17 protein-coding genes and 1 tRNA gene are annotated in these 14,660 nt (G+C 36.3%); 9 read left to right on the forward strand and 9 right to left on the reverse strand.

Features of this window, described 5'->3' with window-relative positions; translation table 11 throughout:
- Nucleotides 1-564: 564 nt before the first annotated feature.
- The 7 genes from SORDD05_RS00625 to SORDD05_RS00655 form a co-directional block, all read right to left on the reverse strand.
- Nucleotides 565-1,023: a hypothetical protein gene (locus tag SORDD05_RS00625; protein WP_231077309.1), complete on the reverse strand. Its 459-nt coding sequence runs from the start codon at nt 1,021-1,023 to the stop codon at nt 565-567.
- Nucleotides 1,024-1,187: 164 nt separating this feature from the next.
- Nucleotides 1,188-2,312 carry a MobV family relaxase gene (gene mobV / locus SORDD05_RS00630; RefSeq protein ID WP_061416562.1) on the reverse strand — a complete coding sequence of 375 codons (1,125 nt, stop codon included), beginning with the start codon at nt 2,310-2,312 and terminating at the stop codon, nt 1,188-1,190.
- 317 nt (nt 2,313-2,629) lie between these two features.
- On the reverse strand, nt 2,630-3,031 hold the full coding sequence (locus tag SORDD05_RS00635; RefSeq protein ID WP_001220478.1) for a hypothetical protein: 402 nt from the start codon (nt 3,029-3,031) through the stop codon (nt 2,630-2,632).
- A 35-nt stretch (nt 3,032-3,066) separates the two neighbouring features.
- Nucleotides 3,067-3,942 carry a replication initiation protein gene (locus SORDD05_RS00640; RefSeq protein WP_061416564.1) on the reverse strand — a complete coding sequence of 292 codons (876 nt, stop codon included), beginning with the start codon at nt 3,940-3,942 and terminating at the stop codon, nt 3,067-3,069.
- Between the two features lie 292 nt (nt 3,943-4,234).
- Entirely contained in the window at nt 4,235-4,876 is a 642-nt protein-coding gene (locus tag SORDD05_RS00645) for a hypothetical protein (RefSeq protein WP_061416566.1), read from the reverse strand.
- A gap of 2 nt (nt 4,877-4,878) precedes the next feature.
- Complete coding sequence (locus tag SORDD05_RS00650) at nt 4,879-5,211, reverse strand: replication initiator protein A (protein WP_061416568.1); 333 nt, start codon at nt 5,209-5,211, stop codon at nt 4,879-4,881.
- Between the two features lie 5 nt (nt 5,212-5,216).
- Entirely contained in the window at nt 5,217-5,495 is a 279-nt protein-coding gene (locus SORDD05_RS00655; RefSeq protein WP_061416570.1) for a hypothetical protein, read from the reverse strand.
- A 156-nt stretch (nt 5,496-5,651) separates the two neighbouring features.
- Between SORDD05_RS00655 and SORDD05_RS00660 the strand changes: the two genes are divergently transcribed.
- Entirely contained in the window at nt 5,652-6,248 is a 597-nt protein-coding gene (locus SORDD05_RS00660) for a helix-turn-helix domain-containing protein (protein ID WP_061417772.1), read from the forward strand.
- Nucleotides 6,249-6,311: 63 nt separating this feature from the next.
- A complete protein-coding gene (locus SORDD05_RS00665; RefSeq protein ID WP_061416572.1) occupies nt 6,312-7,469 on the forward strand; it encodes a tyrosine-type recombinase/integrase in 1,158 nt (385 codons plus the stop codon).
- 103 nt (nt 7,470-7,572) lie between these two features.
- Here the strand turns inward: SORDD05_RS00665 and SORDD05_RS00670 are convergent, their stop codons facing one another.
- The gene (locus SORDD05_RS00670) at nt 7,573-7,815 is read right to left on the reverse strand and encodes a type B 50S ribosomal protein L31 (protein WP_000710762.1); all 243 of its coding nucleotides are present in this window, start codon (nt 7,813-7,815) and stop codon (nt 7,573-7,575) included.
- Between the two features lie 95 nt (nt 7,816-7,910).
- Nucleotides 7,911-8,846 carry a DHH family phosphoesterase gene (locus SORDD05_RS00675; RefSeq protein ID WP_061416574.1) on the reverse strand — a complete coding sequence of 312 codons (936 nt, stop codon included), beginning with the start codon at nt 8,844-8,846 and terminating at the stop codon, nt 7,911-7,913.
- Between the two features lie 103 nt (nt 8,847-8,949).
- On the opposite strand from SORDD05_RS00675, the gene SORDD05_RS00680 reads away from it, so the two are divergent.
- The 7 genes from SORDD05_RS00680 to cas9 all read left to right on the forward strand — a co-directional run bounded on the left by SORDD05_RS00680 (nt 8,950) and on the right by cas9 (nt 14,636).
- Nucleotides 8,950-9,393, forward strand: coding sequence for a flavodoxin (locus SORDD05_RS00680; RefSeq protein WP_001162125.1), 444 nt, complete (start codon nt 8,950-8,952; stop codon nt 9,391-9,393).
- Between the two features lie 117 nt (nt 9,394-9,510).
- Entirely contained in the window at nt 9,511-9,777 is a 267-nt protein-coding gene (locus tag SORDD05_RS00685; protein WP_061416576.1) for a chorismate mutase, read from the forward strand.
- The gene (gene crcB, locus SORDD05_RS00690) at nt 9,774-10,148 is read left to right on the forward strand and encodes a fluoride efflux transporter CrcB (protein WP_061416578.1); all 375 of its coding nucleotides are present in this window, start codon (nt 9,774-9,776) and stop codon (nt 10,146-10,148) included. Before SORDD05_RS00685 ends, crcB (SORDD05_RS00690) begins: the two co-directional genes overlap by 4 nt.
- A complete protein-coding gene (gene crcB / locus SORDD05_RS00695; RefSeq protein WP_061416579.1) occupies nt 10,142-10,471 on the forward strand; it encodes a fluoride efflux transporter CrcB in 330 nt (109 codons plus the stop codon). Before crcB (SORDD05_RS00690) ends, crcB (SORDD05_RS00695) begins: the two co-directional genes overlap by 7 nt.
- A gap of 118 nt (nt 10,472-10,589) precedes the next feature.
- On the forward strand, nt 10,590-10,937 hold the full coding sequence (gene rplS / locus SORDD05_RS00700; protein WP_001068669.1) for a 50S ribosomal protein L19: 348 nt from the start codon (nt 10,590-10,592) through the stop codon (nt 10,935-10,937).
- Between the two features lie 42 nt (nt 10,938-10,979).
- Nucleotides 10,980-11,051: transfer RNA gene (locus SORDD05_RS00705), tRNA-Arg, on the forward strand.
- 219 nt (nt 11,052-11,270) lie between these two features.
- On the forward strand, nt 11,271-14,636 hold the full coding sequence (cas9, locus tag SORDD05_RS00710) for a type II CRISPR RNA-guided endonuclease Cas9 (RefSeq protein ID WP_061416581.1): 3,366 nt from the start codon (nt 11,271-11,273) through the stop codon (nt 14,634-14,636).
- The last annotated feature ends 24 nt before the right edge of the window (nt 14,637-14,660 follow it).

Below are 14,660 nucleotides of genomic sequence, written 5' to 3' on the forward strand. Positions count from 1 at the left end.
ATTTGAGACCGTATTTTACAAAGATATACTCTATAGTGTTTAAATCCTTATTAAATCAACGTTTCTAAAAGGGATATAGCTGTAAAATATTATATATATACCGTATTGTTAAACCAAGACGGTACCAAAAAGGTACCAAAAATTAAGGTTTCGGAGCTTATAAAATAAAGAAAGATGTCTCAGGTGTTTGAGATTTTTTTTTGGCAAGAAAAAACTCTTGAATATAATCCAAGAGTGAAACAAATAGGACCAGTGGTGGCACGGGTTCTTTACAGCCTAAAGCTGAAGGCAGTACCTCACCTGTACTTGAAAAAAGTACCTTTGAGCAAACTGTTACCAGTCACCCGACAAACATCCTATCCTTAGTTATAGTTTAGGATAAATAAGAGAGAATGTCAATAATAATTTTTATTAACTAATATAATTTATCTTAAAAATCGTCGTAGCGCTTTAGTTGACTGTCGTACTGAGCGATCAAGAAAGCGTAATGCAGAAAATGCAAGCATCCAACCAAATAGTGTTTTTCTCATAGCGTTACCTCCTCACTAAATAGTCAACCACAGCTTATTTTTTAGCTGCGATTCCCTCGACGGTCTTCTTTTTGAAAAAATCGATTTTTTCAATCGGAGTCATATTGCGATATGTTTTGATAAAATCACGATAAACCAGGTACTTTTTTTCAGGGTCAAGTAAGTCAATAAAGAGTTTAATAACTCCAGTTTTAAAGCTATCAATATCCTCAATAACAAGAAGAATATAAGGTGATTTTTGTATTAGATGGATGTTATAGTTATCCTTGAGGCGAATTTCTAAAACATTGATAGCCAGGGCATTTGACCAAAACGATTCTCCCTGTTCATCTGAAGTAAAATAAGGCTCAATAATGCTGAGTGGATAGGCTGATGGTATATAGTTCCCAGTGATTTCCTTAAAAACTGACTGTAGGAAACCCAGTAATATTTTTCCAGAAAATGTACCGGGTTGTTTAATTTTGTGTACTAAAGGTTTGTTAATATTGTTCATCTTTTTCTCCTTGTTCATTTATTCCATGGTTCTCTTGACAACAAGTAACCTAGTCTTTTTTAGCCTTTGGCAATCGGTCGTCAGCTTTTCAGCCTGACGACTCGACTGACTTTAGTCTAAAGTCGACTAGCTTGTTATCAAGAGACTTTCACGGCATAAAGTGCTTAAAATATATTTTTTTCAATCATATTTTTAACACTTCGAGCGACTGACATAATGGTTATTCTTGGTGGACGTATTTGATTTATGACATGTAACATTCTGCTGAATTCTTTAGGATGCATGTAATTTCTTGCTGTTTTGCGCCAAAGTGCAAGTTTTTTATTTACGGCATTTAATTGCTCACCTAATCGTTTTATACTTTCATTGAGTTTTTTATTTGCGTGTTTTAGTTTATCGACTTCTGATTTTAGCGTACGATTTTCAGACAATATATGATCACTCTTCATCAGTTCTTTAGCTAAGTTATTCTGTTTAGAAAGTGATTGCTGTAATTGATGTTCAAGTTTGCTGTTTTCGTGCCTTAGCCTATTATTATCTAGGGCATTTTGGGAGGCTGTATGAAAGAGTCTGTCATAGGTTGCTTTATCCATTTTTAGTTTTCCGTCAAATGTACGTCTGACTAATTTGTCTTTTTTCATTTCTTCAATCTGTAAAGGTTGAATAGACTCCAAAATAGCTATATCATCTAGTAAGCGTTGCTTTTCTTTAAATTCTGCTGTTTCGAGGTGTTTCTTCTTGCTATCAGACTCCCCACGTTGCAAATTATATCCATGTTCGTTCAGGTATCTAGGAAATGCCTCCTGGATCTCTTTCAGTTGGTCACGACTGCCAAATAATGATTTAGAGCTTAACTTGCCATTTTGCATAGGCACAAGTCCTAAGTGCATATGTGGCGTACTCTCGTCAAGATGTACCATAGCATAAGCGATATTACTATTACCGTATCTTTCAGCAAAGAAATTTTTTGCTGTTTCAAAAAAATTCTTAATCTGATCTGGACTCATATTTTCAAAAAATGCCTTATCTGATGTAATAATCCATTCATTGCACAAAACGGCATCTTTACGTAGAGCACGTTTGGAAATTTTATTATCGTTGATGTATTGTTTAATCTGCCTATCGTATGGGATAGAGCGGTCACGGTCGGTTAATTCATAGTTTAGGTGAGTTTTTTCTGGGTCAATATCCTTGTTCGAGTGATTTTCAAAAATTCGTTCATTGTGACGATAGGCACCACCAAGATTTCCAGATTTCATTTTTTGCATCCTAGCTACTGCGTAACTCATAGCTTGTTCTCCTTTCTCGGCTCAAAGGGTCGCCGAGCTGGTGGCGGAAGATTGCCACCAGGACTAAGTGACCCATAGGGTAGATTTTTTCCTGAAGGATCGGCACGACTTCCATGTAAAGTGTAACGCACTACACTTTACTCCGTAAATGTGCGTTCTCCGAAGGGTCTTGCAGACGGCACATCGCTCCGAATACAGGAGCGACATCGAACCACCTCTCGAGCCACAAGAGGAGTTTCGACTATACTCGCCGAAGCGAGTAGGGCACTCTATCAGTGCCCCAGGGTCGGACGCTTCGCATTGTCCGACAAATGCCGTCAGAAGACGGCAAAGGCTAAAGCTACAAGGAAAGCTATAGATACAGTAGTGAGTGCAATCATTAAGTAAAATCGATGTTGTTCCAATCGTTCAGCATAATCTGCCCAAGCTTTTAAATTTTGTTGCTCACTCTTCCTATAGCCTTTCAATAGTTGCAAATCTTGTTCTAGTTGTTTGCCTTGTTCTTTAGCCTCCTCTAATTCTTTCTCAAGTTTAATCACATCATTTTCAAAATGATAATCTTCAAGTATTCTAATGCCTATTAAATCAAGGTTTTCAACCTTTTGGTTGTCTAGGTATAAATGACCTTTCAACCTCTCTTTATATTTTGGAGATCGTATCCGTTTATAGATGGATTGACTACTAACTCCCAGGCTATCAGCGTAGTCTTTTATTCTCATTTTAGGCCTCGTAACTCCTTGTTAATACTGGATTTTCAACCAAACGGTTGAAAGCTATTTTTTGCCTCTCTTCCCCCATAATAAGCAAGCTGTTTTTCTAATATTGGTCGTTCATGTTTTAATAAATCTTTCATCAATTTCAGATAGTCAATATCAGATGTTTTATAGGTTTCTAAAATCTTTTTATATTTAGTTCTTGTATTTCTATGTAATTTTTGCCAAACATTTTTATTGCGTGTATATGCGACTAGATATATCTGAGTTTCAACTGGCAAATCATCAAATACAAAAGGTTTAAAGATAACAGAGTTAATGACCTCAAATATTTCTTCAACAGAGCGACTCCGGAGCTGAAATTCTAAGCGCCACCAATGCTGGAATTGCTGAGCAAATTTCTTGTCTTCCTCAGAGCCATTTTCTAATTGTTCAACTTTTTTGTTATAGAGTCTAATTTGTTTTTCTGACCTGGAGGCGCCTAGATATTTAGTTTCTAGTTTTCCATTCTGGTCTCTCCATTCTTTGGTAGCAGTAGGGCGGCCTTTCTTTTCAAGAATAAACTCACTACAATCAACTTCAAATATATCAAAAGCTAAATCGACTCGAGAGATTGCAATATCTTCAAGATATGGTATAATTGTATCTAAGATATTAATATCAATCTGTCGGAGTTTATTGGGGTTAAACTCTATCCTGAAAGGGCGAGCATTAAAGGCTTGTCCTTTTAATTTGTCGTAATCTAGGAGGAGTCTAACGTGACTTCCGTCCCGAGTGATTGCTCTAAACATATCAGTCATAGCAGTCTGGACGATAATGGCTGTATGGTTTTCTATCAAACTTTTGAGATTAAGGAGTTTGATAGGTTTGATATAAGCTGTAATAGTGATGTTGTCCAAGCTAACTTTTAATTCCAAATCAACCTCCTTTCTTGTAGAGGTCGCCTATCGGCGCCCCTTTTTTGTCTGCGCAAAGACCTCCGTAAAATGACATTCTTGGGGGAGCAACCCCAAGCCGACTCCGTCGGACCATTTTCATTTTGCTACGGTCAAACTTGCCAAAAAATGGGTGTAGTAAATGCACATCAGATGTGCACATAGCGGGCTGTTAGAGGAGCCCGCGTTATAAATTTTGAGAAAGCTCAAAAATTTAGTCTCAAAATACCATTTTCAAAATATTTTCATAGTTGTTTTCATAGCTGTTTTAGGACTAGAAATTTTGTAAATCTGAAACAGATTTTTGAAAAAGGTCAACTCTTTCAATCAAAAATATTTCTAGGATTTTTTCGATGATATCTTCAGGGGGAATCTGCTTGTTTTTCTTGTATTTAAAGAAACGGTCTTTAGCTTTTTTCATTTCTCCTAAATCATCAGAAACATCAGCAAATAACAACTTATGCAATTCAAACCAAGGCAATTCAGATTGTTTACGCACAATCTCAAAATTTCTCCAAAAACGTCTACCTTCATCTAGCTTTTCAAATTTCCTAAATAAATTCTCTCGTTCTGCTTTACGGTATTCTTTTGGCAAGAGTGTCCCAACATATTCTGGAGTCATGTTCGAATAGATGGCTTCTTTTGTTACAACAATGGGGAGCTTTAAGGATCTATCTACGTCTTTCAAAATCTTTCTAACAAATTGACTAAGTGTAATTTGTGTATTTAACTTATACTTCAACATCTTAGTACTTAACAGTTCAAATATATCAGTTGACCTAAAAAGCCATTCCATCAGAGTTTTAGTATCTATATCTTCACTTGAGAATACTTGATAGTCAAGCTGATAGCTATCCAATCGTGACTGGATGGCCTGATTAAGTGCTGTATCTTTTCCAAAGTAAACCTTTATCATATTTACACCTCGTTAATATAAGTCATGTATGGTAAGTTATGGTTATAATAGCTTGTATTCCATTGCCGTTCACGTTCAATTAAGTTGACAGATTCCAAGCGTTGTAAAACAGCGACCATAGTCGTTCTGGCGCAGGAAAATTTTTTTGCTAGATCCTCAATTCTATATGCTAGGTAAATATTTCCTTCATCATCTACCCAACCTTTCTCTATTGCCTCTTCTTGTTTGTTTCTTAGCACAGAATAGACAATAACATCAAGGGGTACCAAATCCTTATAGAAATCGTCTTGAAATAATACTTTAGGTATTAAGTAATAATCATCACCGTAATCCATATTTCTCACCTTTCATATTGTTGTAGCCATTGTGCTACCTTGTGTTTATCGTACAAGGTCACTCCGTCAATTACCATGTGAGGCATGCCTTCACGTTGCCATTTTATGCACGTTGTCGTTGAGATATCCAACCAACGGCACAAGCCTGCCATACGAACCATAGGTTTATAGAGTTCCTGGTCCTCAAGGGCTTTTTCGATAGCTTTCTGAAGCATGTTATCGTAGCGAGCAAGCAACTTCTTTTCGGCTGCTTTTGGGAGATGAATGGTAAAGTTTTCTGTCATATTCTGACCCCTTTCTTAATTTTATAAGCTCCGAAACGTACAAATATGTACGTTTTAATAAATAATATCATACTTTTTTGTACGTTGTCAATTATTTTTGTACAAATTTGTACAAAAATGATAAAATAATCTTATTACAAAAAAGGAGAGATGAAGTTGAGTAAGTTAGATCCATTTGAAAAAACTCCAAATCGAATTGGAGAATTAATTAATAGCAGTGATAAGAGCCTGAAACAAATAAGTCAGGAGATAAATATTAATTATGAAACTTTATCAGCGTACAAAAGGCAACTTAGACGCCCCAAAAAAGAAAATGCTAAAATCCTAGCGGAATATTTTGGCGTGTCTATCCCTTATTTGCTGGGGCTTGATGACAACCCTGTATTAGTTAATCCAGGATCAGCCAAAGAAATTTTTAAAGGCTTCGCCAAAGTGCTTCAGGGAAAAAGTACGATTGAAAATAAAATCACTCAATGGACTCCTTTTGGAGAAGATCTTGCTATTATACTTGCAGAGCTCAATCAATCAGAGGCATTGTCTGATTACATTGATTTTCTAGCAAGTAAAAAAGGCTTTAACCCTGTTTTGGTTAAAGCTATTAAAGAATTTATAGCTGATGAGAAACAAGGCCTTATCCCTTTCCTGATTAACAAATCAGGAGCAGAAGACTCCCCTTATCATTATGTCTGGGAGGCATGGGTAGAGACTCCTGAATACAAGAGACGGCAAGAAGAGAAAAAGCGTAATAAATAACTGACAATCATGATTTCTTTATTTTATAAGCTCCGAAACCTTAAAAATAAAGGAGAAATTAGAATGTCTATTATTAAATATAAGGCTAAAAAGTCTAAATCAGGGTATCTTTATAAGGTCAGAATCTACAGGGTGATTGATGGCAAACGTCAGGACTTCTTTAAAAGCGGTTTTAAGAGCCTTAGAGAGGCTAGACAATATGAAGCTATGATTTACCACAAAAAAGCGTCAGGAGACCTCTCAGGGCTACTGAGAGTCTCTGAGAGACGTTTTGATGAAGTTTTTGAAGAATGGTTCAAAACGTATCAAAACACAGTAGAGAGGACGACAAGCGTCCGTACAGATGATTTGTTTAGAATCCATATCTTGCCAGTTCTTGGAAAGATGAAAATTTCCAAAATTACTCCTTGGCACTGCCAAGACTTTATTACCGAAAAAGGTCAGACTTTTAGAAATATCAAACAGGTAAAATCTTATACTAGCCAAGTGTTTGATTTTGCTTTGAAAATGAAATTGATTACAGACAACCCAATGAAGCAAACGATACTCCCAAAAAGAGAGCGGAAGAAGTCAGATAACTTCTTTAGCGTTGAGGAGTTGCATGAGTTTTTAGCTATTATTAAGGCAGAAGAGCCTTATAAAAACTATGCCTTATTTCGTTTGTTGGCCTATAGTGGCTTAAGGAAAGGGGAGCTGTATTCTTTGAGGTGGTCTGATATTGATTTTGATAATCAATTACTTTCTATCAGCAAAAATCTAGGTAGAATCAAAGGGAAAGCAGTTGAGAAAAGCACTAAAAACAGGTTTTCCATACGGCAAATCCCTTTAGATACTGAGACAGTCTCGATTTTGAAAGAGTGGAAACAAAAGAGCAGAAGAGAAAAGGGGCAACTGTCAGTTACCCCATTGATTGATAGTGATTACATGTTTACGTTTGTTGGCCGAGATGGAAAGATAGAGCCTTTATACCAGGACTATATCAATAGTGTTCTGAAGCGCATTATTAGGAAACATGGCTTGAAGAAGATAACTCCTCATGGTTTCAGACATACTCATGCTACCTTGATGATTGAAACGGGTGTAGATCCTGTTAATGCAGCCAAAAGGTTAGGTCATGCAAGTAGTCAGATGACCCTGGATACTTATAGCCATTCTACAGTAGCAGGAGAGAAGAAAGCTATCACAAAATTTGTAGATTACCTGGATAGTGCAAAAGGTTAGTTTTCCAAGACGGTACCAAAAACGGTACTAAAAATAAAAAAGCCAATTCCAATTTCTTGGAAAAGGCTTTGTATCAACGTTTTTAAGCAATAAATGCGGTTGATTATTTGAGACCGTATTTTTTGTTGAAACGATCCACACGTCCATCTGCTTGAGTGAACTTTTGACGTCCAGTGTAGAATGGGTGTGAGTCTGATGAAATTTCCACACGGATCAATGGATAAGTTTCGCCTTCGAACTCAACAGTTTCGTTAGAGCGTTTAGTTGAACCGCTAAGGAATTTGTAACCAGTAGTTGTGTCCATGAAGACAACTGGGCGATATTCTGGATGGATATCTTTTTTCATTTTGCAATATTTCCTTTCTGCCATGGTCTCTTTGCGAGCCATAGATTGTTACCTTACTAGTCTATCAGATTCTAAAAAGTTTGGCAAGTATTTTATCAGTTTTTAAGCAAGTTTTTTAACTTTTGATAGATGATTTCGTTTTCTTCTAGACTATGGGAATTGGCACCACTGGCTAATGGATGCCCTCCCCCGTCGTGTTGTTTGGCTATTTCATTGATAGGGGTGATTTTACTGCGCATTCGCACACGGAAGTGACCATCAGCTTGCTCAACAAAGATAGCCCAAGCCTTAACAGTATCGATTCGACCAGGTGCTCCGACAATCGCCGCCGTTTCAGCATCCGTAACCTTATATTCTTTCAGGATTTCTTGAGTAAGTAGAACGCGTGCAGCTCCATTCTCATCAACTTCTAAATGATCATAGACAAAGCCTTGCAATTTTGCAATCTTGAAGCTCATGGTATCCATTTGACGAGACAATCCAGCAAAGTCAAAATCAACTTCTCGGAGCTGGCCAGCTATTCTAAATGTACGAGCACTAGTCGACGGGTAGAGAAAGCGCCCTGTATCCCCGACAATTCCTGCATAGAGAAGTCGTGCCGCTTCACTAGATAAAGCCAGCTGATGTTCTTGAGCAAATAATGCAATCATCTCACTGGCGCTGCTTGAACTTGTATCCACCCAAGATAGGTCACCATAGATATCATCATTTGGATGGTGATCGATTTTGATGGTGAAATCAGCTTGTTCATAGCGTTTATCATCGATACGAGGACGATTTGCTGTATCACAAATAATAGCAAGAGCTCCTTGGTAGTCACTGTCTTGGACAGGATCCATTTCCGCCATCCAAGTCAAAGTCGGTTCGTTAAAACCGACTGCTTTTATGGTCTTTTCTGGAAAATGGTGTGTGAGAAGAGCTTTTAAACCTACCTGACTCCCTAAGGCATCAGGATCTGGTTTCATATGACGATGAATGATAATGGTATCGTATTCTTTGATTTTCTCTAATATTTGCTGGCAAATTTCCATAAATAACCTCAATTCTTTCTCATTTCATTGTAGCACAAGAATTTTTATTTTTAAAATGAAAAAGATATGATATAATGGAGAAAGATAAATTGAGGAGGACGTTATGGCATTAGCAAAAATTGTATTTGCCAGTATGACCGGTAATACCGAAGAAATTGCAGATATTGTAGCAGATAAATTGCGTGATTTGGGTTTGGATGTCGATGTGGATGAATGTACAACTGTTGACGCTTCAGACTTCTTGGAGGCGGACATCGCAATCGTTGCGACATATACTTATGGAGACGGAGAATTGCCAGATGAGATGATGGACTTCTATGAAGACCTAGCAGATCTCAACTTGAATGGTAAAATCTACGGAGTGGTCGGTTCAGGAGATACCTTCTACGATGAATTCTGTAAGGCTGTTGATGACTTTGATCGCGTTTTTGTAGCGACAGGAGCAGAAAAAGGTTCAGAGTGTGTTAAAGTGGACCTTTCTGCCGAAGAAGAAGACATCGAACGCTTGGAACAATTCGCAGAAGAATTGGCTGCAAAAGTAGGATAAGAAGCAAACTGCGCTGACTGGAAGAAGTCAGTGCGTTTTTTTATTAGTTTTTTTGTGATTTTACTAGCCTATTTAGAAGCTTTTTGATACAATAATTCAAATAAAGGAGGAGACACTATGGATTTAGATATTATTCGGCAAGAAATTGATCAAATCGACGACCAAATCGTCAAGCTCCTAGAAGAACGGATGCACTTAGTTGAAGGGGTTGTCGCTTATAAGAAAGCATCTGGTAAGCCAATCTTAGATTCTAAGAGAGAAGAAGTTATTTTTGAAAAAGTCAAAAATCGAGTAGAAGATAAGCGCTATCAGGAGACCATTGTTGCGACTTTTTCAGACATACTCAAACGTTCGCGTGATTATCAGGATCAAAACATCAAATGAAAAAAGAACAATTCTATCCGCTCGGAATTTTTTTGGCTGCTATGTTGGGAGGCCTTGTCCGCTATCTCATTTCCACTTGGTTACCAGTCAGTCCAGACTTTCCTTGGGGGACCCTTCTTGTCAACTATCTGGGCATTTTCTGCCTGATCTATCTGGTGAAAGGCTATCTGGTCTATAAGGGAACTAGTAAAGGCTTGGTTTTGGCGCTGGGGACGGGTTTTTGCGGTGGCCTGACAACCTTTTCTAGTCTAATGCTTGATGCAGTGAAACTGCTTGGTGCCGGGCGTTATCTTAGTTTAGGCATCTACTTACTTTTGAGTATTGGAGGAGGTCTGCTATTGGCTTATTATCTGGGGAGGAAGAAATGGTAATCGTTTATCTTGCAATCGCCTGCGGGTTCGGAGCTCTTGTGCGTTATTTCTTTTCCCGCTATAATCAAGCTTCTAAATTGCCACTAGGAACTCTAACTGCCAATCTTCTAGGTTGTTTTTTGATTGGCTTACTCTACAATCATGTGGAGTCTAAGGAAGCCTATGCCATCCTAGCGACAGGTTTTTGTGGTGGGTTGACGACCTTTTCAACCTTGAATGACGAGCTGCAAAGACTGTTAAGCGATAAGAAAGTGTTTTATAGCTATTTTCTTTTAACTTACATAGGTGGTTTTCTAGCGATTTTTTTAGGAATTCTGCTATAAATTTCTTTACTTTTAGGTGGAAATTTGGTAAACTATATCTTGTGTGTAATGGACGCACAAAAATACAGTTTATCCGCTGAGGAAGGTTCCTCAAGATTGACAAAGATAGGAGAATAAAATGAATCCATTAATCCAAAGCTTGACTGAAGGTCAACTTCGTACAGATATCCCATCATTCCGTCCTGGTGACACTGTTCGTGTACACGCGAAAGTTGTCGAAGGAAACCGTGAACGTATCCAGATTTTTGAAGGTGTTGTTATCGCACGTAAAGGTGCTGGCATCTCAGAAAACTACACAGTTCGTAAAATCTCTAACGGTGTAGGTGTTGAGCGTATCTTCCCAATCCACACTCCACGTGTTGAAAAGATCGAAGTTGTTCGTTACGGTAAAGTACGTCGTGCGAAATTGTACTACTTGCGTGCTCTTCAAGGTAAAGCAGCTCGTATCAAAGAAATCCGTCGTTAATTCGACTAAAAAACTCTGCTTATTCAGCAGGGTTTTTCTCTAGCTCCCTTAGTTCAATGGATATAACAACTCCCTCCTAAGGAGTAGTTGCAGGTTCGATTCCTGCAGGGGGCATATAAACTATTGATTTTTATTCAGAAATCACTCAAGTTAAAATAGAACTTAAAAAGCGTTAGATTACGCTTTTTTGTTTTTATCAATGATGAAAACGGGAGAATTTGCATATAATTATAAAAAGACAGGATATTTTAGTTAATTGCATATAATGATTTGATTTTTTAGGAAGTAAGGAGTAAAATTTAATTAATATGATGATTGGTTAGGAGTATAATTATGAATGGTTTAGTTTTAGGATTGGATATTGGTATTGCATCCGTAGGAGTGGGAATTCTAGAAAAAAATTCTGGAAAGATTATTCATGCGAATTCACGACTTTTTCCAGCTGCAACGGCTGATAATAATGTTGAAAGAAGAAAAAATAGACAGGCTAGACGATTAAATCGTCGGAAAAAACACCGTGGTGTTCGCTTTCAAGATCTATTTGAAGACTATGGTTTGTTAACTGATTTTTCTAAGGTATCCATTAATCTTAATCCATATCGACTTCGTGTAGATGGCTTGAATAAGCAACTAACGAATGAAGAGCTGTTCATAGCTTTAAAGAACATTGTTAAGAGACGTGGTATTAGCTATTTAGATGATGCTTCTGAGGATGGGGGTACAGTATCGTCTGATTATGGTAAGGCAGTTGAAGAAAATAGAAAATTACTTGCTGAACAAACACCAGGTCAAATCCAACTAGAGCGTTTTGAAAAATATGGTCAATTAAGGGGAGATTTCACTGTTGTGGAAAATGGTGAGAAATGCCGATTGATCAATGTTTTTTCAACATCTGCGTATAAAAAGGAAGCTGAAAGAATTCTTAGAAAACAGCAGGAATTCAATAGTAAAATTACGGATGAGTTTATCGAGGATTATCTAAAAATCCTTACAGGGAAAAGAAAATATTATCATGGACCAGGAAATGAAAAATCTCGGACGGATTATGGACGTTTCCGAAAAGATGGTACTACCTTAGATAATATTTTTGGTATTTTAATCGGTAAATGTACATTTTATCCTAATGAATACAGAGCTTCTAAAGCTTCCTATACCGCTCAAGAGTTTAATTTGCTAAATGATCTAAATAATTTATCAGTTCCTACAGAGACCAAGAAACTGAGTGAGGAACAAAAGAAAACAATCATTGAATATGCGAAGTCGGCGAAAACATTAGGAGCCTCAACTCTATTGAAGTACATTGCTAAAATGATTGATACTTCAGTAGATCAGATACGTGGTTATCGAGTTGATGTAAACAATAAACCTGAAATGCATACTTTTGAAGTCTATCGAAAAATGCAATCGCTAGAAACAATTTCAGTTGGGGAATTGTCTAGAAATGTTCTAGATGAGCTTGCCCATATTTTAACTTTAAATACTGAACGAGAAGGTATAGAAGAAGCGATTAACACAAAATTAAAGGATTCTTTTAGTCAAGACCAAGTACTTGAATTGGTTCAATTTAGAAAAAATAATAGCAGTCTATTTAGTAAGGGATGGCATAATTTTTCTCTTAAACTCATGATGGAATTGATACCAGAACTCTATGAAACTTCAGAAGAGCAGATGACAATTCTAACACGATTGGGGAAACAAAAATCTAAAGAAACATCAAAAAGAAGCAAGTATATTGATGAAAAAGAATTAACAGAAGAAATTTATAACCCTGTAGTAGCAAAATCTGTCAGACAAGCTATAAAAATAATCAACGAAGCAACTAAAAAATATGGTATCTTTGATAATATCGTTATCGAAATGGCGCGTGAAAATGACGAAGAAGACGCTAAGAAAGATTATATAAAACGTCAAAAGGCAAACCAAGATGAGAAAAATGCAGCTATGGAAAAAGCGGCGTTTCAATACAATGGGAAGAAAGAGCTGCCAGATAACATTTTTCATGGGCATAAGGAATTAGCTACTAAGATTCGTTTATGGCATCAACAGGGAGAAAAGTGTCTCTATACTGGGAAGACCATTCCAATTTCAGATTTAATTCACAATCAGTACAAGTACGAAATTGACCATGTTTTACCACTTTCTTTATCGTTTGATGACAGTCTATCTAATAAAGTATTGGTTTTAGCTACAGCAAACCAGGAGAAGGGACAGCGGACACCGTTTCAGGCTTTAGATAGTATGGATGACGGTTGGTCCTACCGTGAGTTTAAATCTTATGTAAAAGAGTCTAAATTATTAGGTAATAAAAAGAAAGAGTACCTTTTAACGGAAGAAGATATTAGTAAAATTGAAGTGAAACAGAAATTCATCGAACGGAATTTAGTTGACAATCGATATTCTTCTCGAGTTGTTTTAAATGCTCTACAAGATTTTTATAAAGCGCATAAATTCGATACAACTATTTCGGTGGTACGTGGACAATTTACCTCTCAGCTAAGAAGAAAGTGGGGACTTGAAAAATCTCGTGAAACCTATCACCACCATGCTGTGGATGCCTTAATTATTGCTGCTTCTAGTCAATTAAGATTATGGAAAAAGCACAATAATCCTCTGATTTCTTATAAAGAAGGACGATTCATTGATTCAGAGACTGGAGAAATTATTTCATTAAGTGATGATGAATACAAAGAGTTAGTGTTTAAAGCGCCTTATGACCATTTTGTTGATACATTGCGTAGCAAGACATTTGAGGATAGTATACTGTTTTCTTATCAAGTAGATTCAAAATACAATCGAAAAATTTCAGATGCAACCATTTATGCAACAAGAAAAGCAAAATTGGATAAAGATAAGTCTGAAGAAACTTATGTTTTAGGTAAGATTAAAGATATTTATAGTCAAGCAGGATATGATGCTTTCATTAAAATTTACAATAAAGATAAGAGTAAATTCTTGATGTATCACAAAGATCCACAAACATTTGAAAAAGTGATTGAAGAAATTTTAAGAACCTATCCTTCTAAAGAATTGAACGATAAAAATAAAGAGATCCCTTGCAATCCTTTTGAGAAATATAGACAAGAAAATGGGCCTATTCGTAAGTACAGTAAAAAAGGTAATGGACCAGAAATTAAAAGTATGAAATATTATGATAAAAATATTCCTGAATCATTTATTAACATAACTCCTTCTAATAGTAATAATAAAGTGCTTCTTCGTCAATTATATCCTTGGAGAACAGATGTTTATTTTAATCCACAAACTGATAAATATGAGTTGCTAGGATTAAAATATGCAGATCTACAATTTGAGAAAGCAACTGGGAAATATTCTATAACTATTGATAAATATAATGAAATTAAAGAAAAAGAAGGAGTTAGCAAGGAGTCAGAATTCAAATTTACCTTATATAAAAATGACTTACTTTTGATTAAGGATACCAAAAATAATGAAGAACAGATTTTTAGGTTTTTATCTAGAACAATGCCTAATCAAAATCACTATGTCGAATTAAAGCCTTACGATAAAGGTAATTTTGAAGGTAAAGAAAAAATCAAAGTGTTTAAAATGACCTCTAATGGTCGTTGTATAAAAGGATTAGGAAAGAAATATCTCTCTATCTACAAAGTTAAAACTGATATTTTAGGTAATAAACATTTCATTAAAAAAGAGGGTGACGAACCAAAACTCAAATTTTAAAAAATATTTAAAAAAGAGTTGCAA

Source organism: Streptococcus oralis, from assembly GCF_001578705.1.
In the GTDB taxonomy this organism is placed as follows: domain Bacteria; phylum Bacillota; class Bacilli; order Lactobacillales; family Streptococcaceae; genus Streptococcus; species Streptococcus oralis_J.